Source organism: Pseudomonas sp. ANT_J12, from assembly GCF_008370045.1.
Lineage (GTDB): Bacteria > Pseudomonadota > Gammaproteobacteria > Pseudomonadales > Pseudomonadaceae > Aquipseudomonas.
In genome coordinates, this window is sequence record NZ_VOBN01000002.1 from 51,378 (window position 1) to 77,975 (window position 26,598).

Below are 26,598 nucleotides of genomic sequence, written 5' to 3' on the forward strand. Positions count from 1 at the left end.
ACGAAGCGAGCGTTTGCTCGGTAGTAATGGGCGCGGATTATGGCGAAGAGGCGTCAAACAATCGATGCCGCCATGTCGATCATTGCTGCGCCAGTTGCGACTGCAACTGCCCAATCTCGCGCTTCACTGCTTTACGCCGATCACGTGCAGCCTGAACACTTTGTTCATCCTGGCCGGAGTAAGTGCGTAACCAGTGCGCAATCATTTCTTCATCGGGCCAGTAATAGTCCTTATGGCCTTTACTCAGTCGCGGGGTGTCATTCCTCCGAGCGTCGAAGCGGCCAGCCTCGTATTCGTCAGCCGGTAGCGAACCCCATTCGGCGGCGTAATCCTGGAAAATCCAAGAGACTTCGTCGATGTGCTTTTGCGCACCGCGATGCCGGCGCTTATAGAAAACATACTCGCTACAGGCCTGCTCATAACGCTGCTCCATGAGATCGCCGTCGATCCATTGAAACAAGTCATTCTGCGTCGCATGGCGCATCAAGCCGTAGAGCCAGCGCTCAGAGAAGCGTTGAATAAATCCGGCAACGTCAGCCTTTTTCGCGTCCGCGAAAATCATGCAGTAACGGGTTTTGATGTGCATGACGAACAGCACGTGCTTGCGCTGTACGGTGATCACATGGACCAGCCACTGTTCTGTCAGATCAGCCGGTTCGTCCTCTTCCGGGGTGGGCGATGGTGGATTGAAGTCCACGGGCGTGATTGTTTTACCCTTTTGGACGCGACTGAAAAACTGGCTGGCTGCTTCGGTGCAGTTAAAGATCAACATCAATGGCCCTCAAGCGTTAGGTGTACTTAATTAACCCACATACCAAGCATCACTAAAAGCAGCAAACCGATGTAGACCCAAGCATGTATGCGATCAGGTATCCGCCCGATCCAAGGCGTAGCCAGCCTCATGCCGATAATCGATCCAGCCCCCAATATCGCAAACGCCAACACATCCACATACCCCACAAACCACGGCCCCAGATCAAACTCGGTGAACCCGGCCATCGCCATGTAAGTCAGCGTCCCGGCCAAGGCCACGGGCAAACTCAGTGGGTTGGCCATGGATGTGGCTTGGGTCATGCTCAGGCCGCATCGCCTCAACAATGGCACGGTCATGACGCTGCCGCCCACGCCGAGAAAGGTGGCGATAGCGCCGATTCCTACACCAGATACCTCCACCCTTCCCAATCGTCGTGGGATTGCGTTACCCGAGTGCGTGAGAAAACCGCGCCTGAACAGGCAGTCCAGAATCGTAATGCCCAAGTACACGATGAAGGCATAGCGAATCACCTCACCCTTGGCCCACATCGCTGCAACAGCGCCGACCATCGCGCCCAACCCGATGTACCCACCCAACGGCCACAGATAATGGCGAATCAGGCTACCGGCGCGCTGATGTTTTCCGGTGGCGATCAGCGCGTTGACGATCATTACGCAAGTCGAAGTGGCAACGGCGATGTGCATTGCCGATTGACCGATGGGGTCGTCGGCCCCATGGCTGGCCATGAGCATCCGATACAGCAACGGCACCACGACGAAGCCGCCGCCGAAGCCGAACAGCACGGCGGTGATGCCGGTCATGCAGCCGAACAGTGTCAGTAAGAGGTAGAACATCGCGCATCGTCCAATAGTAGGGAGCGGTCGACGATAAAGCGGTGCCGCTTGGCCTGCTTCAGCAAGTCAGCCAATAATGCTCGCGTTTACGCCAACTGCTGGATATCGCCCGATGCGCAATGTTTCGATCAATCTGCTGGACGACACCCCGCGACCGGTGGTGGCGATCGGTACGGATTATTCCCACGGTCATGTGTTGCCCCTTCATACACATCGACGGGCACAACTCCTGTATGGCGCCACTGGCGTGATGCAGGTCAGCACCCACGATGGCAACTGGGTGGTGCCGCCGCAACGGGCGGTTTGGATCCCGGCCGGGGTGGCCCATGAAGTGTTGATGCTCGGGGTGAGTACGCGGAGTTTGTACATCGAGCCGGCGGCGGTTGATCTGGGCAGTCGTTGCCAGGTGATCAGTGTGTCGCCGTTGATGCGGCATCTATTGATGGAGGCTGTAGAGGTGCCGTTGGCCTACGATGAGTCCGGGCGCGACGGTGTGCTGATCGACTTGTTGCTGCACGAACTGGCCCGTAGCGCTCATCTGCCGCTGCATATTCCGCTGCCCGTCGAAGGACGATTGCTCGGGTTGTGTCAGACGTTTCTCCAGCAGCCCAACATCCATCAAGCGCCGCAGCACTGGGCCGATCAGTTGCACATCAGCCTGCGCACCTTTAACCGCCTGTTTCGCCAACAGACCGGCCTGAGTTTCAGCCAATGGCGCCAGCAAGCGTGCGTGGTGCTGGCCCTGGCGCGGCTAGCGGTGGGGACGCCGGTGACGCGGATTGCCGTGGACTTCGGCTACGACAGCCCGGCGGCGTTCTCGACGATGTTTCGCCGGGTACTGGGGCAGGCACCGTCCGTCTGGATGGATGCGGCGAAATAGCACAAATCAAAAAATGCGTTTGATCCGGGATCAAAACAACTGTACAAAAACACAGTACATTTTGAATCAGCACTCTCGAGCCCGGAGAACACCATGGCCTCTCTTGCGATGAAAATCACCCTGGAACGTATCGCCCTCTTCCAATTCACCCCGGCCCACAGCGCCCAGGCCCGAGCGATGCTGGGTTGGAGCGTGGAAGAACTGTCTCGGGAATCCGGGGTGTCCGTGGACGCCATAGAACGATTCGAGGCCGAACGCGACGTGCTGGATGTCACCCGACTGGCGTTGGCGTATCGGTTTGAATCGGAAGGACTGGTGTTCTTCCCCGGGTTTGCGCCAGGCAGGGGGATGAATGTGAAGGGGGCGACACCCAATCCGGTGGCGCGGCCGGATTATGCGATGGTTGAGTGAGGTGTCCGCAGATGAGTGATATCGATGCAGGGGCCGTGCGAGCCAAAGCCGAATACGTGATGAAAATAGGCATGCTTCTGAAAGCCGGTGAACTAAGCAATGCCGAAGCGGCGCAAAAGCTTGGGCTGTCTCAGGCGGATCTCGATGAAGTGCTTCTAGGACAACGTCGAGATGTGACCATGGCAAAGATCTCGGGGCACCTGAATCAGCGACAGGATGAGCCTCGCTAACGGAATGATGAGACCCGGGCCGCCTCCATGGCAGGCGGCTCGGTCCCACATCATCAAGCGCTCTACGCCGTCACCTGATCGCCAACGCTTTCCAGTTCCGACCACCAAGGGCTGCCGCGCTGCGGATACATCACGTTGAACGCCTCGCCCATCTGCGGCGTGCTGATCGACACGTTCCGCTCCCAGGCCAGCGCCAGGATGCGATCGAAGGGTTCGTACCAGGCGTGCATCGACAGGTCGAAGGTGCCGTTGTGAATCGGCAGCAGCCAGCGCCCTTTGAGGTCGATGTGCGCTTGCAGGGTTTGTTCGGGTTGCATGTGCACGTGTGGCCATTCGACGTTGTAGGCACCGGTTTCCATCAGGGTCAGGTCGAACGGGCCGTACTGTTCGCCGATGCGTTTGAAGCCGTCGAAGTAGCCCGTGTCACCACTGAAGAAGATCCGGGTGTTGCCGTCGATCATCACCCACGAGGCCCACAGCGTGCTGTTGCCATCGAACAGGCCGCGACCGGAGAAGTGCTGCGACGGTGTGGCGATGAATTGAAGGCCATCGACTTCAGTGCCCTGCCACCAGTCCAGTTGGCGAACTTTGCTGGCATCGATGCCCCACTTGATCAGGGTATCGCCCACACCTAACGGCGTGAGGAAGTATTTGGTCTTGTCCGCCAGTTTGAGCACCGCGTTGTAATCAAGGTGGTCGTAGTGGTCATGGGACAGGATCACCGCTTCAATCGGCGGCAATTCTTCCAGGCTGATCGGCGGCTGGTGGAAACGCTTGGGGCCGGCCCATTGCACGGGGGAGGCGCGCTCGGCGAATACCGGGTCGGTGATCCAGAATTTGTCTCGCAGTTTGAGCAGTACCGTGGAGTGACCGAGGCGGTAGACGCTGTGGTTCGGAGCGGCGATCAACGCGGCCTGGGTCAGGGTGTGCACCGGGATGGCAGCACTCGGGCGGGTGCTGCGAGGTTTGTGGAAGATCATGTTCCACATGATGCGCAGCATTTTGCGAAAGCCTTCGCGCTGGACCGGTTGGTGATTTCGGAAATGCCCTTCTACCTGACGAGAGGCTTCAGGTCGGATGGCGATTTGTGCAGAGGAATTTGTATTGGCCATGAAGGAATGACTCCAGAAAAACCGCGCGATTCACGGGTTTCCGCTTTGGGACGTTAAATGGCCAAGGCACGCACGCATCAGCCGAAGATCTGTTTTTAGCCGTGCAGGATTAACAGCGGATTACACTGCACAGTGTAGTTTCTAGGTTGCATCAATCCTGATGACAAGTAAACTGCCGAGTGTAATTCCCACCTTTTCCTGCCGAAGCGTACTTATGACAGCTCCACAACGCCTGACCGACCGAAAACGCGAAGCCATCATCCAGGCGGCGATTGCCGAATTCCGTACCAACGGTTTCGAGATCACCAGCATGGACAGGATCGCCGCCACGGCAGGTGTGTCGAAGCGCACGGTGTACAACCATTTCCCGAGCAAAGAAGAGCTGTTTGCCGAAATTCTCAACCAGTTATGGGCGCGGGTTACGGAAGAACAGGACACCTCGTACCGCCCTGACCTGCCCCTGCGCGATCAGCTTCGGCAGCTCCTGTTGGCGAAAATGCAGATGATGGGTGATAACAATTTTCTCGACCTGGCGCGGGTCGCCATAGCCGCGACCATCCATTCCCCCGAACGTGCGCAGAACATGATCACCCGCATGGGCGAACGCGAAGAGGGCCTGACCCTGTGGATTCGCGCCGCCCAGGCCGATGGCCGACTGAAACCGGTCGCCCCGGAATTTGCTGCACAGCAGGTTCAGGGTTTGCTCAAATCCTTCGGGTTCTGGCCGCAGATTTCCATGGGCCAGACCGGCCTTTCGCCCGAGGTACAAAGCACGGTCGTCGAGTCGGCCATGGACATGTTCCTGGCCTGCTACCAGCTCTAGAACAAGTCCCGCCACGCCTGCGCCCGTGTTAAATGGCTCCCAAGGACACTGATTATTCCCGTTGGAATAAATGACAATGTCAGCCGCTTTACCGATGAACGGTAACTCTGAATAAAACACGGCAAAGTGTTTCAGAATGAATCTGGCGCAGGGAATTATGGAAAACCAACGCGGCAAGGGCCTTTCGTTTGCCCGACGCATCTACATGCCCAGAACGGTCGGTCTGGGCATCGGCTGTATCTGTGTGACCGCCGCGCTTTATCCATTGAACCTGCCCGGCTGGGTCTGGGTGCTGATGCTGCTCAATGGCTTCGTCTGGCCACATCTCGCCTACCAGATGGCCACCCGGTCACCGTTTCCCTATCGCGCCGAACGCCGCAACATCATTTGCGACTCGCTGTTCGGCGGCTTCTGGGCGGCTGCCGCTCAGTTCAACCCGATCGTGACCGTCACCATTCTGTCCATGATGACGATGAACAACGTCGCCGCCGGTGGCCCGAGGTTGTTTCTGCACGGCGCCCTGGCGCAAATAGTCGGCGTCATTGTTGCCTGGCTCCTGTTCGGCATCGGCTTTACCCCGAGGGCCACGCCGATTCAGGTGTGGGCTTGCCTGCCGTCGCTGACTCTTTACCCGTTGGCAGTGGGAATGGTGTGTTATCGACTGGCGTTCAAACTCGCCGAACACAAACGCACCTTGAGCGCGTTGAGCCGCACCGACAGCCTGACCGGCCTGCTCAACCACGGCGCCTGGAAGGACCTGTTGCACGTCAAGTTCGAGCAATGCCGGCAGAACCAGGTCGCGTCGGTGATTGCCCTGATCGACATCGATCATTTCAAGGCGATCAACGACACCTACGGGCATATCGTCGGCGATACGGTGCTGCGGCAATTGAGCGTGGAGCTCAAGCGCACCCTGCGTGACAGTGATCTGGCCGGCCGTTATGGCGGCGACGAATTCTGCGTGATCCTGACGAACATGTCATTGCAGCAAGCCAGGGAAGCGATGGAACGATTGCGCGAAGTGCTCAACGAATATCGCCACCCGCACGCGCCCGAACTGCGCATCAAGCTGAGCATTGGCCTGGCCGCGTACCAAACGCCTTTCGCCGACGCGATTGCCTGGCTCAACGACGCCGACAAAGCCCTCTACACCGCAAAAAACACCGGCCGTAACAAGATCAGCATGGCGTCGAGTCATTCAACATCGATTCAGCCAATCGACGCTTACGCAGGACTATAGTGATCCCTAGTCCCGATTCCCTGCCGAGCGCACCATGAATTCCACCAAGTCCGACACCCAACCAGCCGCCCCCGTAGATCACCTGCGCTTCCACCGCCCTCACGCTCATCTGGCGCCGACCTTCGGTAATGACAAATTCGCCCTGCGCGCCGAGGCGTTTGCACGGTTCTTCGGCACGCCGACGTTTCTCGGGGCGCAAACCCTGATCGTGGCTATCTGGATCGGCGTCAACCTGGCGGGCGTGACTCACTTCGATGTCTACCCGTTTATCCTGCTCAACCTGGCCTTCAGCCTGCAAGCAGCCTACGCCGCGCCGTTGATCCTGCTGGCCCAGACCCGTCAGGCCGCGCGAGACAAAGCCCAGTCTGACGCCGACGCGCAACACCGCGAAGCCTTGGCCGTCGCCAACAGCGAGCGCCAGACGCAGGCTGCGCAGAACACCGCGCAATTGCTGGAACTGCTGGAACAGAACACCCGCCTCACCGAAATGACCAAGGCCTTGACCGAACGCATCGAAAACCTGACGTCGGAAATGCATCAGCACTTTGTGCGCAAGGACGAACCCAAAACGCCGATCTAAGGCAAGCGCAGCGCTCGCCCCAGCTCGTCAAACAACGTCACCACCGAGCGCAAGGCGCGGCAGTCCGGACGCGTCAGCAACCATAGCGCCGTGTCGCAGCCCTGCAACGGCCCGGTCAACGGTTGCAAACCCTCGTCGATCAGAAAGTCCGGCAATGCCGCGACGCCAAGCCCCGCCCGCACCAACCCGGTCACCGACAACAGGCTGTTGCAGCGATAACCCGGCACCACGCCGGGCCATTGCTGGCGGCGCCAGGCGATGGTCGGGTGGTCCGGCAGGAAGTCGTCCGGGGCGATCCAGGTCAGCGCTGCCAGATCGGTGGGATCGACGGTGTTCAGATAGGCCGCACTGCCACAGACCCGGTACGACACCTGCGCCAGGCATCGACCGACCAAGTGTTCGGGCGGTGTGCGAGTCAGGCGCAGGGCGATGTCGGCATCCCGGCGGCTGAGGTTGGCGAAGTCGTTAGAGGTGCTGAGTTCGATGTTCAGCGCCGGGTAGGCCGGCATGAACTGCGCCAGCGCCGGCAGCAGCAACTCTTGAAGGACGGAGTCGGTACAGGTCAGGCGCACGGTGCCACTGATGATTTCACCACCCTGCTCCACGCCGACACGCGCCGCGTCCAGTGCCTGTTCGGCGCGTTCCGCCTGTTCGGCCAGGGTCTGGGCCAAGGTCGTCGGCAGATAACCGGCGCGGCTCTTTTCGAACAATTGTTGACCTAGCGCGGCTTCCAAGCGGCGCACGGCCCGGAACACCGTCGATACGTCGACCTTTAAGAGCTGGGAAGCCCGGGCCAGAGAGCCGCCGCGAACCAGGGCAAGGATCAGGGCCAGGTCCGGGTAGTCCAGCCGATAGTGCGTCGGTGCATTGATCAATTGGGATAACGCCAATATTGAGTGCGCGAACGCCAATCTATAGTGACTGCCAGAAACGAACAACCTCGCCACAGGTTTGGTCGCCATTTTGCAGATCTCAGCCGACAAGGAAAATCACATGGACTCTGTTTCTCCTGACCATCCCATCCGCATCGCCTTGATCGGCGATTACGACCCGCAAGTCACCGCCCATCAAGCCATCCCCATTGCCCTCGGCATGGCCGCCGAACACTCGGGCCGGGACGTGCAATTCCAATGGCTGGCCACCGACCGCATCCATGCCGGTACGCCGCTGGAACACTTCGATGGCTTCTGGTGTGTGCCTGCCAGCCCCTATCGCGACATGGACGGCGCATTACGCGCGATCCGTTTTGCCCGCGAACACCAACGCCCCTTCCTCGGCACCTGCGGTGGTTTTCAACACGCAGTGCTGGAATACGCGCGCAATGTGTTGGGCTGGGCCGATGCCGAGCACGGCGAGACATCCCCCGACGCCGCACGGGCGCTGCTCACGCCGCTGACCTGTTCGCTGGTGGAGGCCGTCGACAGCATTCACCTGGTTGAAGGTTCGTTGCTCGCCACGGCGTATGAAACGTCCGAGATTCACGAAGGCTATCGCTGCCGCTACGGTGTGAATCCGCAGTTCGAGCAGGCGCTGTTAAGCGGGCAACTCAACGCCGTGGGTCACGATTCGGATGGAGATTTGCGGGCGGTGGAACTGAGAGGTCATCCATTCTTTGTCGCGACCCTGTTCCAGCCGGAACGTGCTGCGCTCAAAGGAACGTTGCCGCCATTGGTGGGAGCCCTGATCGATGCCTGCGCGAGGCAGAAAACATGATCGCCCCGCCCCCCGTCATCTCGGTTTAACTGCGGAAAAGATCGCAGCCTTCGGGTGTACACATCCCCGGTAGGCGCTGCCGAACGCTGCGATCTTTTGACGTTACCCCCTCACCAAACTGCGCACCGCCGAAATCTCCGGCACTTCCAGCCGGTTCATATACACCCGCAACGGTTCGGTGATGTTGATCCGGTCATCGATATTCTGATCCAGCAACAGCTGAATCAGCTCACGCTTGAGGGTCATCGCCTGCTCGGGTCCCGGCGCCCAGACGAATTCGCTGGTGGGGATGATGCCGTCATCCGCCACGTCCATGCCGAAGGCGTCTTCGCTGAAACGCACGATGTACTGGCCGGTCTTGCGATTGAGGCCGACGAAGCCCTTGAGTTGGTCGGCGGCCTGGCAGATGAGCTGGGAAGTGATGCGCATATAAACCTCACAAAAGGTCGCAAAGGGACCGGTGATCGATGGTTTACACGCAAGGGCTGGGGAACGGGCTTCCCTCTGCCGGGGAAACTGCCGGGGCCAAGAGTACTGCAAAGAACCGCACAAAAGCGCTGAAAAAAATCGCTTTAAACACGTTTATGTCGGTCTGGCGATGGCGCTCCCGGCGCTCAGTTGTTAAAAGGTACGTCTTTGAAAACCTCTGCGAAAGGACCTCGACCATGCCTGCTACCTTCACCAAGAGCGCCTTGGTACTGAGCCTGTTGCTCGGCCTCGGCCAGGCACAGGCCGCCAACCAGCCCAGCCCCACCGCGCGTGCGACCACGCTGGGCATCCCGCATCCGGCCGTGATTGCCCACCGTGGCGCGTCCTTCGATGCCCCGGAATCCACCGCCGCGTCCTACAAACTGGCCCGCGACCTGGGCGCCGACTACCTGGAAATGGACCTGCAGCGCAGCAAGGACGGCGTGCTGTTTGCCCTGCACGACAACAACCTGCAGCGCACCACCGACGTCGCCACCAAGTTCCCCGAGCGCAAGGACGCCCCGGCCAATCAGTTCACCATCGCCGAGCTGAAAACCCTCGACGCTGGCAGCTGGTTCAACACCGCTTACCCGGATCGCGCGCGTCCTTCCTACGTCGGCCTGAAAATCCTGACCCTCGATGAAATCATCGACATCGCCCAGGGCAACCCGCTGCACAAACCCGGCCTGTACATCGAAACCAAAGAGCCGAAGCAATTCCCCGGCATCGAGCGCGACCTCAAGGAAAAACTCCAGGATCGCGGCTGGCTGAGCCCGGTCGGTTCGAAACTGGCGAAAAGCGAGATTGCGGTCGGCCAGGGCAAAGGCAAGGTCGTGCTGCAAACCTTCGAGAAGAGCAGCCTCGAACTGCTGCAAAAAGAAATGCCGAACGTGCCGAAGATCCTGTTGCTGTGGGTCGGTGACGGCAGCATCGAGCCGAAATCCAAAGTGACCTTCGCTGAGTCCGGCGACAAGGACAAAGCCACTTACTACGCCAAGCAAGAGCCGAAAAGCAAAGCCGAATTCCAGCAATGGGTCGAGTACGCCAAGGCCCAGGGCGCGATCGGCACCGGTCCTTCGGCGGCGTTGACCAAGGGCGGCGATCAGAGCTACTCGGACCTGGTCAAGCCATGGATGAACCAGTTCACCCACGATCAGGGCCTGCTGGTGCACGTCTACACCATCGACGATGCGGTGGATTATCAGAAAGTCATGGACGCCGGTGTCGACGGTATCTTCACCAACCGCGCCAGCGAATTGCTCAAGTTCTACAAACGCCCGGCGGCGGGCACCGTGGCGCAATTGCTGCAGAACAACGGCTACTGATCGGCGCACCGCATTAACGTCTTCGCGAGCTTGCTCGCGAAGGCCGTTTTTAAGGGTGAATTAAGTTGCGCCGGTTAACCTGAGCCCACTTAAACAGATCACCCCAAGGAAAGACTTTTATGAAAACCCTGACTGCCCTGTTCACCGCCGCTGCCCTGACCCTCACTGCCGGTATGGCCCAGGCTGACATCCGCGTCGACCAGATCCCTGAGCTGGTCAAAAGCGGCAAGATCAAGCCACTGGAAGAAATGAGCCAGGCAGCGCTGAAACTGCATCCGGGTGCGACCATCACCGACACCGATCTGGACAACCACTTCAACGGCTATGAATACGAAGTCGAATTGAAAGATGCCAAAGGCGTTGAATGGGACGTGGATTTCGATGCCGCCACCGGCAAAGTCCTGAGCAACAAACAAGACACATAATCCCCCAATCCCTGTGGATCACCGCCATCCCTGTAGGAGCGAAGCTTGCTCGCGAAGGCGGCAGCACATCCAGCATTGATGTGACTGACACACCCCAATCCCTGTAGGAGCAAAGCTTGCTCGCGATAGCGGTGAATCAGGCGACATCAATGTTGGCTGATCGTCCGCTTTCGCGAGCAAGCTTCGCTCCTACAGGGGTTATGCGAAATCCAAAAAAACGCACGATCATCCGGTCGTGCGTTTTTTTGTGCCTGCGCGCGCCAGGATCGCTAGAATCCGTCCACGGCGTTCAAGCAGAGAACAAGAAACATGCAAACAGCGGCAGCAGACATCACCACCATCGGCCGCATCAGCGCCGTGCCGGCGATTCTTCAGGTGATCCGGGAAATGACCGGCCTGCGCTTTGCCGCCGTGGCCCGTGTCACCGAGGATTCCTGGACGGCCTGCGCCGTGCTCGATCAACTGGACTTCGGCCTCAAGGTCGGCGGCGAACTGGATGTGGTCTCCACCCTGTGCCATGAAATTCGCCAGGCCCATGTGTCGGTAGTGATCGACAAGGCCAGTGAAGACCCGCTGTACCGCGATCATCACACCCCGCGCCTGTACCAGTTCGAAAGCTATATTTCGGTCCCGGTGTTCCGTACCGACGGGCGTTTCTTCGGCACCATCTGCGCCCTCGACCCTAACCCCGCCGAGCTCAAGAGCAGCGCGATCCAGACCACCATGGAGTCGTTCGCCAGGGTGCTGTCGCTGCAGATCGAAGCCGAAGAAAACCTGCAACAGACCGAAGCGGACTTGCAGCAGGAACGGCAAACCGCCGAACTGCGCGAACAGTTCATTGCCGTGCTCGGCCATGACTTGCGCAACCCGCTGTTCGCCATCAGCGCCGCCGCCGAAATGCTCCAGCGCAAATCCCCCAATCCGGCCAGCGACAAACTGGTGCAGCACATCCTCACCAGCGCCCGACGTGCCGCGCAATTGGTGGACGACGTGCTGGACTTCGCCCGTGGCCGCCTGGGCAATGGCATCCCGCTCGATATCGCGACCTGCCCGGACCTGGGCGATGCGCTACAGCATGTGATTTCAGAGATCCAGGGCGTGCACCCGCAACGGGTCATCCGCGCGTCGATCGGCGACCTGCGAGACGTCCAATGCGATCGCGAGCGTGTCGCGCAATTGCTCTCCAACCTGCTGGCCAATGCTATTGCCCATGGCGATGTCCGAGGTGACATCGAAGTCATTGCGCAGGTGGATCAGGGTGCCTTGATGCTGGCGGTGAAAAATCAGGGGACGATCCCCGAAGCCGTGCTGCCCCATCTGTTCCAGCCCTACTCGCGACCGACCCGCGACACGCCCCAGGCCGGCCTCGGGCTGGGCCTCTACATTGCCAGTCAGATTGCCCAGTCCCATGGCGGCCAACTGCACGTGGCGTCCACGGCGCAGAGCGGCACGCTGTTTACCTTCAGCCTGCCGGCCGCGAGTTAAGCCGACGTACTGACCATCGACCCGGACGTGCTGCTGCCCTCCTGCTGCAACGCCTGCAACAACGCCGCCGTAGCGGTCTGCAATGAACCCGAGGTGGTCGCGATCTGCGATTGCGCGGCGGCCACATCGGCGGCTTTGGCATCGGCGCTTTCCTGTTTGGCCTGAGCGGCTTGCAGTTGCTGTTGTTGTTCCTGCAATTGCTTTTGCAGCTCGGCGATCTGCTTGCGCAAGTCCTTCACCGCGTCGGATTCCGTGCTGCTGCTCGAACTGCCGCCACCCGCCGCCGGCGCGGCACCGCTCGCGGAAGTCTTGGAGGTATCGCTGGAGGTCGCCGCCGTCACGGAGGTCGCGTCGTCGGTGCTGTCGCTGATCGCGGTTTTGCTGGTCGGTGTGGAAAGGGTCTGGTTGATGGAAACCGAGGTGATGCTAACCATGGGATTGATCCTAGGTGGGTTCAGGTTAAACCCATCATCGACATCCACTGGCCGCACTTGAGATCGACTGTGTACCGGTTTGGTAAGCGAACCGGTACACAGTGTTTTTGCTTAAGCGCTCAGACGCGCCGTCACTTCATTCAACTGCCCCGACAAGCCGTGCAGGTTGTGGCTGGCGGCTTCGGTACGTTGCACGTTGTCCAGGTTGGTGCTGGCGATGGTGGTGATCTCGGTCAGGTTGCGCGAGATGTCTTCGGCCACCGAGGTCTGTTCTTCGGCAGCGGTGGCGATCTGGCGGTTCATGTCGCGGATGGCTTCCACGGCATGGGTGATGCGCTCCAGCATCGCGCCGGCCTCGGTCACTTGCGCGACACTTTCTTCGCTGCGCGACTGACCGCTTTCAATCGCCTGGGCTGCGTCCACCGCACCGGTTTGCACGGTCTGGATGATCTGGTTGATCTCGATGATCGACGCCGCCGTGCGCTGGGCCAGGCTGCGCACTTCGTCGGCCACTACCGCAAAGCCGCGTCCGGCTTCACCGGCACGGGCCGCTTCGATCGCCGCGTTGAGCGCCAGCAAATTGGTCTGCTCGGCGATGCCGCGAATCACTTCCAGCACTTTGCCAATGCGGCCGCTGTCGGTTTCCAGACGACGGATCACCGTGGCCGTATTGGCGATTTCGCCGCGCATTTGGGTGATGGTGTGGATGGTGCCTTGCATAACTTTTTCGCCTTGCTGGGCGGACTGGTCGGCATCGTCGGCGGCGCGTGCCGCATCGGCGGCGTGACGCGCCACTTCCTGAGCCGTGGCGGACATTTCGTTCATCGCCGTGGCCACTTGGTCGGTGCGGTTGAACTGTTCGTTGGTGCCGCTGGCCATCAGGCCGGCGATGGCGTTCAACTCGCCGCTGGCGCTGTCCAGGTCCTTGGCGCTGCGCTGCAAACGGTTGAAGGTTTCGGCGAGGAAGTCGCGCAGGGTGTTGGCGGCCATGGCCAGTTTGCCCAGCTCATCTTGACGGGTGCTGGCCACGCGGTCGGCGAACTTGCCCTGACTCAGTTGCGCCACGTAGTCGATCAGTTTGCGGATCGGGTCCACCAGGTTGCGGTTGATCAGCCACAGGCTCAACAGGCCAATCAACAGACCCGAGGCGAGCATCACGATAATCCCCAACATCACCGTGCGCTCGGCACCGGCGCTGATCAGTGCCGATTGCTCGGTGCCCTGCTTGCGCAGTTCGCCGACCAATTCGCTCATCTGATCGCTGGTGGCGCGGTCCACGCCTTTGACGGCGGTGTCGCCAGCGGTTGGGTCGGCACCGGCGGCGACGTAGGCATCGCGTCCTTTCTGGTAGGCGCTGCCCAACTGACGGTGTTCGTCACGCAGGCGTTCGATGCGGGTCTTGAGCTGGCCGTCCAGGCCTTTCTGGCTGGCCAGTTCGCCGAGGATGCCCTGCACGTCGCGCTGGCGGTCTTCGAATTGCTTCCAGTATTTATCCAGGTCCGCCGGCTGCTTGCCGCGCAGCAGGACGTTTTTCCACTCCTGTACCTGCACTTTGAATTGCAGGTTGGCCTCATCGATCAATTGCGAAGTGTGCAATGGCCCGTCGATCAGATTGGCGTAGCTTTGCACGCCGCTGGACAGGAAATGAAAGCAGGCCAAGGCGATCAGCAACATCGCCAACAGGCTGCCGCCGAGCAATGCGAGGATTTGGGCTCTCAGGGATTTTTGCAGCATCGAGTGATACTCATGACAGGAAATAGGCACGCCTGGTTGGGCGTGAAAGACGTCCAAACTTCCCTGTCTGCGGTCCCGGCTCGTGGCCGAAGCCGCGCAACCTAACACCTGCGTCATCGGCGTGCCAGAGCGGTTCTTGAATCAATTCCGATCATCGGTAGCGCACACGTTTGCGCGCCACGCAACTGTCACAAAACCGTCAAGAGACCTTGCGATGATGCGGCTCAAGTGAACCTGTGAAACCCGCGACAGGCACTTCCTCCCAGCGAGACCTCATGAACCACAGCATCGATCACACCCACCGCGACACTGACTTGTTCGGCTTGCTGTACGGCTTCCGTTTTCGTCCGGGTGAGCGCGGCCGGGAGATCGATTCGGCTGAGGCGCTACGCTGTTTGCAGCAACCGGATGACAGCGACGAATTCCTCTGGCTGCACCTGAACCTGGCCCACGCCGCGTGTGAGCGCTGGATGAAAAGTCATCTGGAATTGCCCGAGGAGTTTTTCGAGGCGCTGCACGAGGGCTCGCGTTCGACGCGGATCGAGCATGTGGATTCGGCATTGCTGGCGGTGGTCAACGATGTGGTGTTCAACCTCAGCAGCATGGTGTCCTCGGATGTCTCGACGCTGTGGGTCTGCGCCCGCAGCAAATTGATCATCAGCGCGCGCCTGCAACCGCTGCACTCGGTGGATAAGTTGCGTTCCTCGGTGAAGGCCGGCGAGTGCTTTCGTTCGCCGCTGGAATTGCTCGTGCACCTGCTGCGCGATCAGGGCGAAGTGCTGACGCAGATCGTGCGCAAGACCAGCCAGAGCGTCGATCAGATCGAAGACGAATTACTCTCCTCGCGACTGTCGACCAACCGTGCCGAACTGGGCGCCAATCGTCGGGTGCTGGTGCGTTTGCAACGGCTGCTGGCGCTGGAGCCAGGGTCGTTGCTGCGTTTGCTCAATCGGCCGCCGCAATGGCTGCAGAAGGAAGACGTGAAGGAGCTGCGCAAGTCCACCGAGGAGTTTGCGCTGATCATCAACGACCTCACGGCCCTGGGTGAACGGATCAAGCTGTTGCAGGAAGAAATCGCCGCCAACCTCAACGAACAGAGCAACCGCACGCTGTTTACCCTGACCGTGGTCACGGTGCTGGCGTTGCCGATCAACATCATTGCCGGTTTTTTCGGGATGAACGTGGGTGGCGTGCCGCTCTCCGGCGACCCGGAAGGTTTCTGGATTCTGGTGGCGCTGGTGGCGACCTTTACCTTGATTGCCGGGCGTTGGGCGTTTCGTAAGCGCCAGGATTATTAACGCACCCCATTCCTCTGTAGGAGCGAGGCTTGCCCGCGAATGGAACGCCTCGGTCTATCTGAATGACCGCGTTATCGTTCTTCGCGGGCAAGCCTCGCTCCTACAGGACGTTGATCGTTCCCACGCTGTTGATCGTTCCCACGCTCCGCGTGGGAATGCAGCCAGGGACGCTCCGCGTCCCAAAGCGGACGCAGAGCGTCCGGGGAGGCATTCCCACGCGGAGCGTGGGAACGATCATTACAGGACGGGTGGTTACACAAAAAACCCAAACACTGACCCACCGCAGTCTCTCTGTCACATTTTGAAACGATCATGGGCGACACTCCTTCCCTCATCAGGATTGTCCGTGATGGCTACTCCTTCCTATACCACTGCCCAGGCGCCCGCCAGCGGCAGCAGCGCCAGACCGCAGCTCAATAAAAAACCCGGCCTGTTCACCCTGGTGATTTTCTTCGGGGTACTGGCCAGCGGGTTGTTGTTCACCGCTTACAGCCTGATGCACGACATGCACGAACTCGGCACGGTGGTGACCACCTGGACCCCGTTTCTGCTGCTCGGCGTGGCGCTGCTGATCGCCCTGGGTTTTGAATTCGTCAACGGCTTCCACGACACCGCCAACGCCGTGGCCACGGTGATCTACACCAACTCGCTGCCACCGAACTTCGCGGTGGCCTGGTCCGGGTTCTTCAACTTCCTCGGCGTCCTGCTGTCCAGCGGCGCGGTGGCGTTCGGCATCATCGCGTTGCTGCCAGTGGAACTCATTCTGCAAGTCGGCTCCTCCGCCGGTTTCGCGATGATCTTCGCCCTGCTGATCGCCGCGATCCTGTGGAACCTCGGCACCTGGTGGCTGGGCTTGCCAGCCTCGTCGTCCCACACCCTGATCGGTTCGATCATCGGCGTCGGCGTGGCCAATGCCCTGATGCACGGCCGCGATGGCACCAGCGGCGTGGATTGGGCACAAGCGACCAAGATCGGTTACGCGCTGCTGCTCTCGCCCTTGGTCGGCTTCGGTTGTGCCGCGCTGTTGCTGCTGGCGTTGCGCGCCTTCGTCAAGAATCGCGCGCTGTACAAGGCACCGGAAGGCGACGCACCGCCGCCATTGTGGATTCGCGGCCTGTTGATCCTGACCTGCACCGGCGTGTCCTTCGCCCACGGTTCCAACGATGGCCAGAAAGGCATGGGCCTGATCATGTTGATCCTGGTCGGGACCCTGCCAATGGCCTACGCGCTGAACCGCACCATGCCCGCCGATCAGGCGTTGCAGTTCGCCGCCGTGGCCGAAGTCACCCAGCAAGCCTTGGTCAAAGCATCGCCGCAGCCGGCCCCGGCGGATCCGCGAGCGATCCTTTCCGACTACGTACGCAGCAAGGAAGCCACGCCACAATTGGTCCCCGCCCTCGCCGAACTGACCGGCCGTATCGGCGCCGAGGTCAAGGGCTACGGTTCGCTGTCGAAAGTCCCGGCCGAGGCCGTGGGCAACGTGCGTAACGACATGTACCTGACCAGCGAAACCATTCGCCTGATGGACAAGAACAAGGTCGGCAACTTCGACGCCGACACCAGCGGCAAGCTGCAACTGTTCAAGCAACAGATCGACAACTCCACGCGCTTCATTCCGCTGTGGGTGAAGATCGCCGTGGCCATCGCGCTGGGGTTGGGCACCATGGTGGGCTGGAAGCGCATCGTGGTGACGGTCGGTGAAAAGATCGGCAAGACCCACCTGACCTACGCCCAGGGTGCATCGGCGGAAACCGTGGCGATGCTGACCATCGGCGCCGCCGACATGTTCGGTTTGCCGGTGTCGACCACCCACGTGTTGTCCTCGGGGGTGGCCGGTTCGATGGTCGCCAACGGCGGCGGCTTGCAGATGAAGACCATCCGCAACCTGCTGATGGCCTGGGTCCTGACCTTGCCGGCGGCAATCCTGTTGTCGGGCAGTTTGTACTGGTTGTTCACCAAACTGTTCTGACCCGCCCGGCCCCGTGTACGAGCGAGGCTTGCCCGCGAAGGCTGCTTAACATTCAACGTAAATGTTGACTGATAGACCGCTTTCGCGAGCAAGCTTCGCTCCTACAGGGGTCAGTGGGTTGCCTGGATAACGTGTTCCAGCCACTCCATGAAGGCCCGCACCCGCAACGGCAAATGCCGCTGCCGCGCATACAGCAGTGATACGTCCATCGACGGGGCTCGCCATTGCGGCAGCACCTCAACCAGCTCCCCCGTGAGCAGATACGGCCGCATGCCATGCAACGGCGCCTGGATCAAACCGAAACCACCCAGGCACGCCGATTCGTAGCCATCGGAGTTGTTCACCGTGATGCTGCCGGCCATCGGCACGCGACGGGTTTGCCCCGCCGCCTCGTACACGAATCCTTCCGAACGTGAACCCAGCACACCGACGTAATGCACCAGCCGATGCCGGGCTAAATCATCGAGGTGTTCCGGCACGCCATAACGCTCCAGGTACGCCGGGCTGGCGCAGTTCACCATGGAAAACTCGCACACCCGGCGCGCCACCACCGATTGATCCGGTTGCGCCCCGACCCGCACCACGCAATCAAACCCCTCGCTGAGCAAATCGACCCGGCGGTCGGTGCTGCTGATCTCCAGTTCCAAGTGCGGATGCTTGGCCATGAACTCCGGCAGGCGCGGCATTACGAAGCGCCGCGCCATGATGCTCGGCATGTCGATGCGAATCCGCCCCGCCAGCGAGGCCTCGTCCTGCTTGAACAGGCCTTCGATTTCATCCATGTGCGACAGCAGATCCTTGCTGCGCTCGTACAACGCCAGGCCATCCTGGGTCGCCTGGACCTTGCGCGTGGTGCGTTGCAGCAGGCGTGTGCCGAGCAGGGTTTCCAGGGCCTGGATGTGCTCGGACACGGTTGAGCGAGGCAGGCCAAGGCTCTCGCCGGCGAGGGTAAAACTCGACATTTCGCTGACACGGACGAAGGTGCGCAGCAGTTCCAGCTTGTTCATGGGCCGACCTTTATTGTTCGGATTAACCGACCAGTGATTCCGATTGACTCCTGTTTATCACTGCCAGGCGGATAAATACACTTCCTCACATCGCTCACCCACCGCTTGAGGAAATCCCATGAACCGTAAAATCGCATTGATCACTGGCGCCAGCCGCGGCCTGGGCAAAAGCACCGCGCTGCACCTGGCCACCCAAGGCATCGACGTCATCGGCACCTACCACAGCCGCGCCGATGAGGCCCAGGCACTGGTCGCGGAAATCGAAAGCCTCGGTGGCCGCGCCGCCATGCTGCAACTCGACGTCGGCCAGAGTGAAAGCTTCGCCGCCTTCAGCAGCGAAGTCGCCAAGGTGCTGAAGAACCACTTCGATCGTCAGCACTTCGACTTCCTGGTCAATAACGCCGGGATCGGTGTACACGCCAATTTCGTCGACACCACCGTCGAGCAGTTCGACTTGCTGGTGAATATCCATTTCAAAGGCCCGTTTTTCCTGACCCAGAACTTGCTGCCGCTGATGAATGACGGCGGGCGCATCGTCAATATTTCCAGCGGTCTGGCGCGCTTCAGCCTGCCGGGTTACGGCGCTTATGCGGCGATGAAAGGCGCGATGGAAGTGCTGACCCGGTATCAGGCCAAGGAACTCGGCGAGCGCGGGATTGCGGTGAACATCCTGGCGCCGGGGGCCATCGAGACTGATTTTGGCGGCGGCGCAGTGCGAGATATCGCTGTGGTGAATCAGATGGTGGCGAGCAACACAGCGCTGGGTCGTGCCGGTCAGCCGGATGATATTGGAGCGGCGATTGCGCTGTTGCTGTCGCCGGGCGGCCAGTGGATCAACGGCCAGCGCATTGAAGCGTCGGGTGGGATGTTTTTGTAGGAGCGAGGCTTGCCCGCGAAGGCACTTGTTGACTGAATGACCGCCATCACCTGTAGGAGCGAGGCTTGCCCGCGAAGGCGTCGTCACAGCCACTATCAATGTCGGACGTGATGGCCTCTTCGCGGGCAAGCCTTGCTCCTACAGGTTTAACGCGCCAGCAGTTGTTTGAGCACGGTCAACAACTCGACCCGGCCTTTGCGCGGTTCGCCTTCAAACTCGATCCAGCCTTCATTGAAGCCATCGAGCATCTGCATCCGTGGCAATGGATGGCGCATCCCCTGACGTTCAAACAAGCCCTGCCAAGTCTGCCGTGGCACGACGTGCATGCGCACCGGTTTACCCAGCAATTCGCTGAACCCGGCGCCCAGTTGCAGCGGCGTGATCCGTTGCGGGCCTTCCAGTTCGACGACCCGTTGACCGTGCCAATCCTCTTGCAACAGCTCGGCGGCGACGCGACCGACATCGGCGGTGGCGATCATCGGCACGGGTTTATCCAGCGGTTGCAGGAAGCTCGGTATCCCACCCGAACCGACGGCGTGCTCGACATCCCATAACGCGTTTTCCATGAACCAGGCCGGCCGTAACAGGGTGACGGGCAAGGCCAGCTCGCTCAACGCCAGCTCCAGCAAGCGCAATTGATTAAGCAGGTTCGGTTGGGAAGCCTGAGCGCCGATGGTCGAGAGGCCCACGACTTTACCCGGCTTTGCAGCTTCCAGCGCCGAACGGATGTTCTCCACCACTTGCCGGGTTTCCGGGAAACCTGGAGACGGGTCGAAATTCGACGGCATCATCACGAACACGCCTTTTACGCCGGTAAACGCCTCGATCATGGCGTTGCGGTCATCGACATCCGCCACCGCCACCTCACAGCCCTGCCGGACCCACACCGCACCTTTCTCCAGACTGCGCACGACCGCGCGTACCGGATGCCCGGCGGCCAGCAACGTCCGGGCGACCGCGCCGCCCACTTTCCCGGTAATGCCCATGACTGCGTACATCAGTTGTTCTCCTGCGCGATGGCGACGGTTGTCGCGATGGACGCAATTATTGGGCGCAGGGCGGACATTCTCCGATAGCATGAATGTCATTGAACAAATGATCGGGGGTCATCAATGAGTTTTGATGCGAGCCTTGCCAGCGGCATGGGCGTGTTCAGCGCGGTAGTCGATGGCGGCAGTTTCGTGCGGGCGGCCGAGGCGCTGGAGCTGACGCCGTCGGGTGTCAGCCGCGCCATTGCCCGGTTGGAAAAACGCTTGGGCATCCGGCTGTTCGACCGCACCACGCGCACGGTCACGCTGACCGATGAAGGCCGGCGCTTGCATGGCGAAATCGCGCCGCTGCTGGCCAGTCTGGAAGAAGCCGCCAACTCGGCCTCAACCAGCGCCACCCAGGTGCGCGGACGGTTGCGGGTGAACATGGACCCGTATTTTTCACGGCTGATTCTGGGGCCGAAGCTGGGGCAGTTCATGGCGCGCTATCCCGAGCTGTACCTGGAGCTGCAAACCCGCGATCAGCTCGGGGACATGGTGGCGGAAGGGTTTGATCTGGCCGTGCGGTTCGGCCATCCACAGTCGTCATCGCTGGTGGCGCGCAAATTGTTGGAGGTGCGCGTGTTGACCCTGGCGTCGCCGGCGTATCTCAAGCGCCACGGCCGACCGCTGGCACCGCTGGACATGGAAGACGAGCGACACACCTGCGTGCAGTTCCGCGACCCGCAAACGGCGCGGCCGTTTGGCTGGGAATTCCATCGCCCGGGCCGCGCGGTGCTGCATGTGCAGCCGCATTGCCGGTTGCTGGTCAATGACGTCGGCACGTTGCACAGCGTGTGCGAAAGCGGCGAGGCGATTGCCCAGGTGCTGGATTTGGGGATCGCCCCGGCGTTGGCCGAAGGCCGCTTGGTGGAGTTGTTTCCCGATTGGCCGGACGAGCGATTTCCGTTGTATGCGCTGTACCCGTCGCGGCATTTGCCGGCGGCGAAGGTGCGGGCGTTTTTGGGGTTTGTGAGTGAGTTGTGTGCCGGATGATTCCTTTGTCGCCGCGATCCCTGTGGCGAGGGAGCTTGCTCCCGCCCGGCTGCGAAGCAGTCGTAAAACCATCAACGCGGTTCCTCCGATAAACCGCGTTTTGCCATTTTGGGACCGCTTCGCGCTCCAGCGGGAGCAAGCTCCCTCGCCACAAAAGCTACCCGGCGTCAGCGGATTGCCCGGCCCATCAACAACCGTTCCCGCACCACGTCATACCCCCAGTGGTAAACATAGGTGTACGGCAGGAAGAACAACAACACGCCAATGTCGAGCAAGAACGCCTGCCACAGGCTGATGCTCAGCCACCAGGCAATCAGCGGCACGCCCATCACGATCAGGCCGCCCTCGAACAGCAGCGCATGCACCACCCGCACCCAGGCGTTGCGCACGATGTCGTAGCGTTTGAGCAACCGGTCAAAGAACCCGTTGAACACCACGTTCCAGCCCAGGGCCAGGGCGGCGATGGCCACGGTGGCGACGCCCATTTCCAGCATCGGCTTATCCATGACCCAGGCCAGCAACGGGGTGCAGATCAGGACGGCCAGCAGTTCGAAACCGATGGCCTGGAAAATACGTTCAGTAATGGATTTGTTGGCATTCATGGCCAGACTCCCTGAGTGACTGTGGTTGCCATGTTCTGTCAGCACACCGATACTTCATAATCAATAACCATCGATCAAGGCGATAGTTCATGGCCTCTCACGAAGTGTTGCTGGCGTTTGTCCAGGCCGCGACCCAAGGCTCGTTTTCCGCGGCGGCACGCAAACTCGGGCGCAGCCAGTCGACCGTCAGCGCAGCAGTGGCGAGCCTGGAAATCGACCTCAACCTGACCCTCTTCGACCGTAGCAGTCGCAAACCGAGCCTGACCCCGGCCGGGCACGTGATGCTGCAACGGGCCGAAGAAATCCTCGCCGCCACCAGTCGCCTGGAAATGACCGCCAGCCAATTGTCCCAAGGGGTCGAGCCGAAGCTGACGGTGGCGATTTCCGACACCTATCAGTCGGATCGTTTCGAAGCGGCGCTCAGTGCCTTTGAACAGCGCTACCCGGACCTGGAGCTGGAATGCCTGATCGCCGAATGCGATGACCTGGTGGCACTGGTGCAACGGGGTCGAGCGCATGTTGCCTTCGCCGAAATGCAGGACAGCTATCCGCCGGACCTGGTCAGTTCGACCGTCGACGAACGCACGGAAATCGCCCTGTTCGTCGCGCAAACCCACCCGTTGGCAACGCAGCGCGGGATCGATCAGGACGTGCTGCAACAGCACCGGGAGTTGCGCCTGGCGACCATCGTCAACCCGTATGAAAGCCGGGCGAAGGGCCGGGTCTGGTCGGCGCCGAGTTACCTGATGCTGCTGGAAATGGCCCAGGGCGGCTTCGGCTGGGCGCCGCTGCCGCGCTGGCTGGTGGGACGGTTTGGCGCGGGGTCGCTGGTGGAGCTGGAGGTGCGCGGCTGGCCGAAACCGGTGTTTGTCGATGCGCTGTGGTCACGGCTGCATCCACCGGGACCGGCGGGGAGTTGGTTGCTTAGCAAGATGTTGGAATAGATCGCCCCCCTGTAGCCGCTGTCGAGCACCGCGAGGCAGCTGCTACAGGGGATTCTTAGGCCATGATCGTTCCCACGCTCCGCGTGGGAATGCCGCCAGGGACGCTCCGCGTTCCGCTTCTGGAGGTGACGCAGAGCGTCACGGGATGCATTCCCACGCGGAGCGTGGGAACGATCGGTCATTTCAATTCTTGCAGGCGCCCCTCGATAAACCGCCGCTCCGGCGCTTGCTGCGTCAATTCCAACGCCCGCTGATACGCCGCCCGCGCCTCTTCCACCCGCCCCAACTGCCGACAAAACTGCCCCCGCGCCGAATGCGCCAGGTGGTAATCCTGCAACTCGCCCCGGGCCAGAATCCCTTCCACCACCCTCAACCCCGCCAACGGCCCATCGCGCATGGCCAACGCGACCGCACGGTTGAGTTCGATCACTGGCGACGGCACTGCCCGCAGCAGCAAGTCATACAGGCCGACAATCTGCGGCCAATCCGTCTCCCCCGCCGTCACGGCTTCGGCATGCACCGCCGCAATCGCCGCTTGCAGGCAGTAAGGCCCGAAACGCCGCAGGGTCAGCGCGCGCTCCACCAGTGCACAGCCTTCGGCAATCATCTCGGTGTCCCACAACGAACGGTCCTGTTCATCCAGCAGGATCAACTCGCCGTTTTCAGTGCTCCGGGCCGGGCGCCGGGACTCGTGCAACAGCATCAACGCCAGCAACCCCATCACCTCAGGCTCGGGCAACAACTCCACCAACAAACGCCCGAGGCGAATTGCTTCGCGGGTCAAATCTTCCCGAGTCAGTTCCGCGCCGATGGACGCCGAGTAACCTTCGTTGAACACCAGGTAAATCACTCGCAACACGCTGTCGAGGCGCTCGGGCAATTCCGCCAGGGACGGCACTTGATAAGGGATTTTCGCGTCACGAATTTTCGCCTTCGCCCGCACGATGCGCTGGGCGATGGTGGCCGGCGCCGAGAGAAAGGCCCGGGCGATTTCTTCCGTGGTCAGGTCGCAGACTTCGCGCAAGGTCAGCGGCACTTGGGCGTCTGCCGCGAGGGCCGGGTGACAGCAGGTGAAGATCAGGCGCAGGCGATCGTCTTCCACGTCTTCGTCACTCCAATCGGCCTGTTCCAACTCTTCCAATTGAGCGATCAGCAGCGGCCGCGACGCCTTGAACCGTGCACGCCGGCGCAACACATCAATCGCTTTGAAGCGCCCGGTGGAGACCAGCCAGGTGCGCGGGTTGTCCGGCACACCGTCACGCTGCCAGCGCTCGACCGCGACGAAGAACGCCTCGTGCAAGGCCTCTTCGGCGAGGTCGAAATCGCCGAGCAAACGGATCAGTGTCGCGAGGATTCGCCGCGAGTCTTCGCGATAAACCTGCTCGACCCGCGCCTTGACCGACTCGGCGGACATCAGTCCGGCATGCCTTCGGTCACCAGTGTCACCAAGCGGTCGAGGCTCTGTCCCCAACCGTCATGGAAGCCCATGGCCTCGTGAGCCTGGCGATCCTCTTCGCTCCAGTGCATGGCGCGGGCGGTGTAGAGGGTTTTGCCGTCCCGGTCTTCGAGGGTCACTTCGGCGCTCATGAACGGTTTGCCCGACGGAATCCAGCCGGGAATAAACGCGTCGGTGAACACCAGCCGCTCCGGCGCGACGATCTCCAGGAACACGCCCATGGTCGGGTATTCGCTGCCGTCGGGGGCGCGCATCAGGGTGCGAAACTGGCCGCCGACCCACAGGTCCATTTCGCACTCTGGCGTGGTCATGCCGTGGGGTCCCCACCACTGCACCAGCAAGGCCGGCTCGGTCCAGGCGCGGAAAATCTTGCGGCGTGGCGCGTCGATCAGACGGCTGATGGACAGTTCGAATTCGGCAGGCTGTTTTTTAAAGGGTTGCGGGCTCATGCAGATCTCCTGTTTGTTTTGATTGTTCAGGGATTCAACTGGCGAACGGGACGCACCTCGACACAGCCGACCCGGGCCGCCGGGATGTCGCCGGCGACCTGGATGGCTTCGTTGAGGTCCTTGGCATCGATCAGGTAGAAGCCGGCCAACTGCTCCTTGGTTTCGGCGAACGGGCCGTCGGTGATCGACAATTTGCCGTTGCGCATGCGCACGGTGGTGGCGGTCTGCACCGACTCCAGCGCTTCGGCGGCGATCATCCGGCCACTGCCCTGGATCGACTCGGCATAGGCCATGCACTCGGCGTCTTCGGGGCTGTCGGGCAGCGAATGCAACGCCTGTTCGTTGCTGTAAACCAGGCATAGGTATTTCATGGGGCGCTCCGTGATCGGCTGATCAACTATGGCTGCTGTTGGGCGGGTTGGCCGGTTTTCCGACGAACAAGCCCGACGCTCAGGGTTCGAGGCCGAACAGGGCCGCGCCGCTGGCCATGTCGAACGGTGCCGACCAATGTTCATGGACGATCTGCCACAACCCCGCTTCTTGCCGGTAGCACTGGGTCACGCGCATCCAGCAGGCCTGGGTTTCGCCCTTGTCGTTGGTGCCGCCGCAATGGGCCAGCCAGTGGGCGAAGGCGATGTCCTGCGAAGACACAATGTCGATCTGCGGGAATTCGAAAATGTGCGGGCCGGGGCACATTTCCATGCATTCCTGCCAATGCGCGCGGTAGGCCGCCTTGCCTTTGAATTGCAGGGCCTTGACCGCGTCGAAGGAGACGATGTCGTCGGCATACAGGGCCATGACTTTTTCCACGTCCTTGGCAATGACGGCCTGGCGGTAGCTTTCGATCAGGTTATGGATTTGGGTGTGCGCGTTCATGGTGGTTCTCCGTGGTTTTTGTTGTGAAGACACCATTAGTCGTTCGGCGTAACGTTGAATCGACACCTGAAATAAAAATAATCCAGCCACGCAAACTCGCTAGAATCCGAAGCCCGTTTGCAGTGGAAAAAGGACACTCCAGTGACAGCCCTACTCGTGCCTTACGAAAGCCTGAACGCGCTCCAGCGCCTGCAGGTCGAGGCCATCGAAGTTCACAAAGAACAAATCAAGTTCTCCGGCGACATCCACGGTGCGTTGCACTCCCTGCTGTCCAAACCCGGTCCCGGCGTCAAAGGCTTTGCCTTGCTGGTCGAGGACATTCCCGTCGCCTTCCTGCTGCTCAAGCGCCCACCGGCATTACCGGCCTGGGCGGATGAACACAGCGCCACGTTGCACGCCTTGCAAGTCGATCAACGCGCCCAGGGCAAAGGGTATGGCAAGGCCTGCCTGCAAGCGTTGCCCGAAGCCGCGCGTCAGGCATTTCCGGAAATAAAGGGGCTGGAGTTGTCGGTCGATGCCGACAATGAATCAGCCATCGCGCTGTACACAAAATACGGCTTCGTCGACAGCGGCGAGGCGTACAAGGGCCGCATCGGTTACGAGCGGCGGATGGGTCTGGTTTTCTGAA

General features: G+C 60.9%; 30 protein-coding genes. 16 read left to right on the top strand and 14 right to left on the bottom strand.

Annotation, left to right across the window (positions count from 1 at the left end; all coding sequences use genetic code 11):
- Positions 1-79 precede the first annotated feature (79 nt).
- Positions 80-772, bottom strand: a complete 693-nt coding sequence (locus tag FQ192_RS06070) for a hypothetical protein (RefSeq protein ID WP_149657790.1) — start codon at positions 770-772, stop codon at positions 80-82.
- A 26-nt stretch (positions 773-798) separates the two neighbouring features.
- Positions 799-1,608 (bottom strand): sulfite exporter TauE/SafE family protein, encoded by an 810-nt coding sequence (locus FQ192_RS06075; RefSeq protein ID WP_149657791.1) that lies wholly within the window; start codon positions 1,606-1,608, stop codon positions 799-801.
- A gap of 112 nt (positions 1,609-1,720) precedes the next feature.
- Here FQ192_RS06075 and FQ192_RS06080 point away from each other — a divergent pair, with 112 nt between their 5' ends.
- The 3 genes from FQ192_RS06080 to FQ192_RS06090 all read left to right on the top strand — a co-directional run bounded on the left by FQ192_RS06080 (position 1,721) and on the right by FQ192_RS06090 (position 3,129).
- A complete protein-coding gene (locus FQ192_RS06080) occupies positions 1,721-2,488 on the top strand; it encodes a helix-turn-helix transcriptional regulator (protein WP_149657792.1) in 768 nt (255 codons plus the stop codon).
- A gap of 93 nt (positions 2,489-2,581) precedes the next feature.
- A complete protein-coding gene (locus FQ192_RS06085) occupies positions 2,582-2,899 on the top strand; it encodes a helix-turn-helix transcriptional regulator (RefSeq protein ID WP_149657793.1) in 318 nt (105 codons plus the stop codon).
- An 11-nt stretch (positions 2,900-2,910) separates the two neighbouring features.
- Positions 2,911-3,129 (top strand): XRE family transcriptional regulator, encoded by a 219-nt coding sequence (locus FQ192_RS06090; RefSeq protein ID WP_256672231.1) that lies wholly within the window; start codon positions 2,911-2,913, stop codon positions 3,127-3,129.
- A 62-nt stretch (positions 3,130-3,191) separates the two neighbouring features.
- On the opposite strand, the gene FQ192_RS06095 is transcribed toward FQ192_RS06090, so the two are convergent.
- Complete coding sequence (locus tag FQ192_RS06095; protein ID WP_149657794.1) at positions 3,192-4,241, bottom strand: MBL fold metallo-hydrolase; 1,050 nt, start codon at positions 4,239-4,241, stop codon at positions 3,192-3,194.
- Between the two features lie 214 nt (positions 4,242-4,455).
- Between FQ192_RS06095 and FQ192_RS06100 the strand changes: the two genes are divergently transcribed.
- The 3 genes from FQ192_RS06100 to FQ192_RS06110 all read left to right on the top strand — a co-directional run bounded on the left by FQ192_RS06100 (position 4,456) and on the right by FQ192_RS06110 (position 6,884).
- The gene (locus FQ192_RS06100; protein WP_149657795.1) at positions 4,456-5,064 is read left to right on the top strand and encodes a TetR/AcrR family transcriptional regulator; all 609 of its coding nucleotides are present in this window, start codon (positions 4,456-4,458) and stop codon (positions 5,062-5,064) included.
- 157 nt (positions 5,065-5,221) lie between these two features.
- Entirely contained in the window at positions 5,222-6,304 is a 1,083-nt protein-coding gene (locus FQ192_RS06105) for a diguanylate cyclase (RefSeq protein WP_149657796.1), read from the top strand.
- A gap of 34 nt (positions 6,305-6,338) precedes the next feature.
- Positions 6,339-6,884 (top strand): DUF1003 domain-containing protein, encoded by a 546-nt coding sequence (locus FQ192_RS06110; RefSeq protein ID WP_149657797.1) that lies wholly within the window; start codon positions 6,339-6,341, stop codon positions 6,882-6,884.
- On the opposite strand, the gene FQ192_RS06115 is transcribed toward FQ192_RS06110, so the two are convergent.
- The gene (locus tag FQ192_RS06115; RefSeq protein ID WP_372242326.1) at positions 6,881-7,846 is read right to left on the bottom strand and encodes a LysR family transcriptional regulator; all 966 of its coding nucleotides are present in this window, start codon (positions 7,844-7,846) and stop codon (positions 6,881-6,883) included. The genes FQ192_RS06110 and FQ192_RS06115 overlap by 4 nt on opposite strands.
- Positions 7,847-7,877: 31 nt before the next feature.
- On the opposite strand from FQ192_RS06115, the gene FQ192_RS06120 reads away from it, so the two are divergent.
- A complete protein-coding gene (locus FQ192_RS06120) occupies positions 7,878-8,597 on the top strand; it encodes a CTP synthase (protein WP_149657798.1) in 720 nt (239 codons plus the stop codon).
- Positions 8,598-8,699: 102 nt separating this feature from the next.
- On the opposite strand, the gene FQ192_RS06125 is transcribed toward FQ192_RS06120, so the two are convergent.
- Positions 8,700-9,026 (bottom strand): DUF2025 family protein, encoded by a 327-nt coding sequence (locus FQ192_RS06125; RefSeq protein WP_149657799.1) that lies wholly within the window; start codon positions 9,024-9,026, stop codon positions 8,700-8,702.
- Between the two features lie 236 nt (positions 9,027-9,262).
- Here FQ192_RS06125 and FQ192_RS06130 point away from each other — a divergent pair, with 236 nt between their 5' ends.
- The 3 genes from FQ192_RS06130 to FQ192_RS06140 all read left to right on the top strand — a co-directional run bounded on the left by FQ192_RS06130 (position 9,263) and on the right by FQ192_RS06140 (position 12,300).
- Positions 9,263-10,390, top strand: coding sequence for a glycerophosphodiester phosphodiesterase (locus tag FQ192_RS06130; protein ID WP_149657800.1), 1,128 nt, complete (start codon positions 9,263-9,265; stop codon positions 10,388-10,390).
- A gap of 119 nt (positions 10,391-10,509) precedes the next feature.
- On the top strand, positions 10,510-10,815 hold the full coding sequence (locus FQ192_RS06135; RefSeq protein WP_149657801.1) for a PepSY domain-containing protein: 306 nt from the start codon (positions 10,510-10,512) through the stop codon (positions 10,813-10,815).
- Positions 10,816-11,124: 309 nt separating this feature from the next.
- A complete protein-coding gene (locus FQ192_RS06140) occupies positions 11,125-12,300 on the top strand; it encodes a GAF domain-containing sensor histidine kinase (RefSeq protein WP_149657802.1) in 1,176 nt (391 codons plus the stop codon).
- Here FQ192_RS06140 and FQ192_RS06145 read toward each other — a convergent pair.
- Positions 12,297-12,734, bottom strand: a complete 438-nt coding sequence (locus tag FQ192_RS06145; RefSeq protein ID WP_149657803.1) for a hypothetical protein — start codon at positions 12,732-12,734, stop codon at positions 12,297-12,299. The genes FQ192_RS06140 and FQ192_RS06145 overlap by 4 nt on opposite strands.
- Positions 12,735-12,845: 111 nt before the next feature.
- Positions 12,846-14,468 carry a methyl-accepting chemotaxis protein gene (locus tag FQ192_RS06150; RefSeq protein ID WP_149657804.1) on the bottom strand — a complete coding sequence of 541 codons (1,623 nt, stop codon included), beginning with the start codon at positions 14,466-14,468 and terminating at the stop codon, positions 12,846-12,848.
- 275 nt (positions 14,469-14,743) lie between these two features.
- On the opposite strand from FQ192_RS06150, the gene FQ192_RS06155 reads away from it, so the two are divergent.
- A complete protein-coding gene (locus FQ192_RS06155) occupies positions 14,744-15,766 on the top strand; it encodes a transporter (protein WP_149657805.1) in 1,023 nt (340 codons plus the stop codon).
- A 349-nt stretch (positions 15,767-16,115) separates the two neighbouring features.
- Complete coding sequence (locus FQ192_RS06160) at positions 16,116-17,735, top strand: inorganic phosphate transporter (RefSeq protein WP_149657806.1); 1,620 nt, start codon at positions 16,116-16,118, stop codon at positions 17,733-17,735.
- 110 nt (positions 17,736-17,845) lie between these two features.
- Here the strand turns inward: FQ192_RS06160 and FQ192_RS06165 are convergent, their stop codons facing one another.
- Entirely contained in the window at positions 17,846-18,742 is an 897-nt protein-coding gene (locus FQ192_RS06165; RefSeq protein WP_149657807.1) for a LysR family transcriptional regulator, read from the bottom strand.
- 118 nt (positions 18,743-18,860) lie between these two features.
- Between FQ192_RS06165 and FQ192_RS06170 the strand changes: the two genes are divergently transcribed.
- A complete protein-coding gene (locus tag FQ192_RS06170; RefSeq protein ID WP_149657808.1) occupies positions 18,861-19,619 on the top strand; it encodes an SDR family NAD(P)-dependent oxidoreductase in 759 nt (252 codons plus the stop codon).
- A 146-nt stretch (positions 19,620-19,765) separates the two neighbouring features.
- On the opposite strand, the gene FQ192_RS06175 is transcribed toward FQ192_RS06170, so the two are convergent.
- The gene (locus tag FQ192_RS06175; RefSeq protein ID WP_149657809.1) at positions 19,766-20,617 is read right to left on the bottom strand and encodes an NmrA family NAD(P)-binding protein; all 852 of its coding nucleotides are present in this window, start codon (positions 20,615-20,617) and stop codon (positions 19,766-19,768) included.
- A 114-nt stretch (positions 20,618-20,731) separates the two neighbouring features.
- Between FQ192_RS06175 and FQ192_RS06180 the strand changes: the two genes are divergently transcribed.
- The gene (locus FQ192_RS06180) at positions 20,732-21,643 is read left to right on the top strand and encodes a LysR family transcriptional regulator (protein WP_149657810.1); all 912 of its coding nucleotides are present in this window, start codon (positions 20,732-20,734) and stop codon (positions 21,641-21,643) included.
- A gap of 167 nt (positions 21,644-21,810) precedes the next feature.
- Here the strand turns inward: FQ192_RS06180 and FQ192_RS06185 are convergent, their stop codons facing one another.
- Positions 21,811-22,245 (bottom strand): multidrug/biocide efflux PACE transporter, encoded by a 435-nt coding sequence (locus tag FQ192_RS06185; RefSeq protein WP_149657811.1) that lies wholly within the window; start codon positions 22,243-22,245, stop codon positions 21,811-21,813.
- Between the two features lie 89 nt (positions 22,246-22,334).
- Between FQ192_RS06185 and FQ192_RS06190 the strand changes: the two genes are divergently transcribed.
- Entirely contained in the window at positions 22,335-23,189 is an 855-nt protein-coding gene (locus FQ192_RS06190) for a LysR family transcriptional regulator (protein ID WP_149657812.1), read from the top strand.
- A gap of 178 nt (positions 23,190-23,367) precedes the next feature.
- Here the strand turns inward: FQ192_RS06190 and FQ192_RS06200 are convergent, their stop codons facing one another.
- From FQ192_RS06200 to FQ192_RS06215, 4 genes are all read right to left on the bottom strand, one after another.
- Positions 23,368-24,603, bottom strand: coding sequence for an RNA polymerase sigma factor (locus FQ192_RS06200; protein WP_149657814.1), 1,236 nt, complete (start codon positions 24,601-24,603; stop codon positions 23,368-23,370).
- Complete coding sequence (locus FQ192_RS06205) at positions 24,603-25,094, bottom strand: SRPBCC family protein (RefSeq protein WP_149657815.1); 492 nt, start codon at positions 25,092-25,094, stop codon at positions 24,603-24,605. The genes FQ192_RS06200 and FQ192_RS06205 overlap by 1 nt, the downstream gene beginning before the upstream one ends.
- A gap of 26 nt (positions 25,095-25,120) precedes the next feature.
- Positions 25,121-25,465, bottom strand: coding sequence for a YciI family protein (locus tag FQ192_RS06210; RefSeq protein ID WP_054044847.1), 345 nt, complete (start codon positions 25,463-25,465; stop codon positions 25,121-25,123).
- Between the two features lie 79 nt (positions 25,466-25,544).
- Positions 25,545-25,970, bottom strand: a complete 426-nt coding sequence (locus FQ192_RS06215) for a nuclear transport factor 2 family protein (protein ID WP_149657816.1) — start codon at positions 25,968-25,970, stop codon at positions 25,545-25,547.
- A gap of 141 nt (positions 25,971-26,111) precedes the next feature.
- On the opposite strand from FQ192_RS06215, the gene FQ192_RS06220 reads away from it, so the two are divergent.
- Positions 26,112-26,597, top strand: a complete 486-nt coding sequence (locus FQ192_RS06220; protein WP_149657817.1) for an N-acetyltransferase — start codon at positions 26,112-26,114, stop codon at positions 26,595-26,597.
- Position 26,598: the final 1 nt, after the last annotated feature.

What these genes read in the sequence shown, in the direction of transcription:
- FQ192_RS06080 (WP_149657792.1), top strand. Translation starts at nt 1,721, where the DNA reads ATGCGCAATGTTTCGATCAATCTGCTGGACGACACCCCGCGACCGGTG.
- FQ192_RS06135 (WP_149657801.1), top strand. Translation starts at nt 10,510, where the DNA reads ATGAAAACCCTGACTGCCCTGTTCACCGCCGCTGCCCTGACCCTCACT.
- FQ192_RS06205 (WP_149657815.1), bottom strand. Translation starts at nt 25,094, where the DNA reads ATGAGCCCGCAACCCTTTAAAAAACAGCCTGCCGAATTCGAACTGTCC.
- FQ192_RS06145 (WP_149657803.1), bottom strand. Translation starts at nt 12,734, where the DNA reads ATGGTTAGCATCACCTCGGTTTCCATCAACCAGACCCTTTCCACACCG.
- FQ192_RS06125 (WP_149657799.1), bottom strand. Translation starts at nt 9,026, where the DNA reads ATGCGCATCACTTCCCAGCTCATCTGCCAGGCCGCCGACCAACTCAAG.
- FQ192_RS06095 (WP_149657794.1), bottom strand. Translation starts at nt 4,241, where the DNA reads ATGGCCAATACAAATTCCTCTGCACAAATCGCCATCCGACCTGAAGCC.
- FQ192_RS06185 (WP_149657811.1), bottom strand. Translation starts at nt 22,245, where the DNA reads ATGAATGCCAACAAATCCATTACTGAACGTATTTTCCAGGCCATCGGT.
- FQ192_RS06155 (WP_149657805.1), top strand. Translation starts at nt 14,744, where the DNA reads ATGAACCACAGCATCGATCACACCCACCGCGACACTGACTTGTTCGGC.
- FQ192_RS06115 (WP_372242326.1), bottom strand. Translation starts at nt 7,846, where the DNA reads ATGGCGACCAAACCTGTGGCGAGGTTGTTCGTTTCTGGCAGTCACTAT.
- FQ192_RS06160 (WP_149657806.1), top strand. Translation starts at nt 16,116, where the DNA reads ATGGCTACTCCTTCCTATACCACTGCCCAGGCGCCCGCCAGCGGCAGC.
- FQ192_RS06070 (WP_149657790.1), bottom strand. Translation starts at nt 772, where the DNA reads ATGTTGATCTTTAACTGCACCGAAGCAGCCAGCCAGTTTTTCAGTCGC.
- FQ192_RS06075 (WP_149657791.1), bottom strand. Translation starts at nt 1,608, where the DNA reads ATGTTCTACCTCTTACTGACACTGTTCGGCTGCATGACCGGCATCACC.
- FQ192_RS06085 (WP_149657793.1), top strand. Translation starts at nt 2,582, where the DNA reads ATGGCCTCTCTTGCGATGAAAATCACCCTGGAACGTATCGCCCTCTTC.
- FQ192_RS06200 (WP_149657814.1), bottom strand. Translation starts at nt 24,603, where the DNA reads ATGTCCGCCGAGTCGGTCAAGGCGCGGGTCGAGCAGGTTTATCGCGAA.
- FQ192_RS06175 (WP_149657809.1), bottom strand. Translation starts at nt 20,617, where the DNA reads ATGTACGCAGTCATGGGCATTACCGGGAAAGTGGGCGGCGCGGTCGCC.
- FQ192_RS06180 (WP_149657810.1), top strand. Translation starts at nt 20,732, where the DNA reads ATGAGTTTTGATGCGAGCCTTGCCAGCGGCATGGGCGTGTTCAGCGCG.
- FQ192_RS06190 (WP_149657812.1), top strand. Translation starts at nt 22,335, where the DNA reads ATGGCCTCTCACGAAGTGTTGCTGGCGTTTGTCCAGGCCGCGACCCAA.
- FQ192_RS06150 (WP_149657804.1), bottom strand. Translation starts at nt 14,468, where the DNA reads ATGCTGCAAAAATCCCTGAGAGCCCAAATCCTCGCATTGCTCGGCGGC.
- FQ192_RS06170 (WP_149657808.1), top strand. Translation starts at nt 18,861, where the DNA reads ATGAACCGTAAAATCGCATTGATCACTGGCGCCAGCCGCGGCCTGGGC.
- FQ192_RS06130 (WP_149657800.1), top strand. Translation starts at nt 9,263, where the DNA reads ATGCCTGCTACCTTCACCAAGAGCGCCTTGGTACTGAGCCTGTTGCTC.
- FQ192_RS06140 (WP_149657802.1), top strand. Translation starts at nt 11,125, where the DNA reads ATGCAAACAGCGGCAGCAGACATCACCACCATCGGCCGCATCAGCGCC.
- FQ192_RS06105 (WP_149657796.1), top strand. Translation starts at nt 5,222, where the DNA reads ATGGAAAACCAACGCGGCAAGGGCCTTTCGTTTGCCCGACGCATCTAC.
- FQ192_RS06215 (WP_149657816.1), bottom strand. Translation starts at nt 25,970, where the DNA reads ATGAACGCGCACACCCAAATCCATAACCTGATCGAAAGCTACCGCCAG.
- FQ192_RS06100 (WP_149657795.1), top strand. Translation starts at nt 4,456, where the DNA reads ATGACAGCTCCACAACGCCTGACCGACCGAAAACGCGAAGCCATCATC.
- FQ192_RS06210 (WP_054044847.1), bottom strand. Translation starts at nt 25,465, where the DNA reads ATGAAATACCTATGCCTGGTTTACAGCAACGAACAGGCGTTGCATTCG.
- FQ192_RS06120 (WP_149657798.1), top strand. Translation starts at nt 7,878, where the DNA reads ATGGACTCTGTTTCTCCTGACCATCCCATCCGCATCGCCTTGATCGGC.
- FQ192_RS06110 (WP_149657797.1), top strand. Translation starts at nt 6,339, where the DNA reads ATGAATTCCACCAAGTCCGACACCCAACCAGCCGCCCCCGTAGATCAC.
- FQ192_RS06090 (WP_256672231.1), top strand. Translation starts at nt 2,911, where the DNA reads ATGAGTGATATCGATGCAGGGGCCGTGCGAGCCAAAGCCGAATACGTG.
- FQ192_RS06165 (WP_149657807.1), bottom strand. Translation starts at nt 18,742, where the DNA reads ATGAACAAGCTGGAACTGCTGCGCACCTTCGTCCGTGTCAGCGAAATG.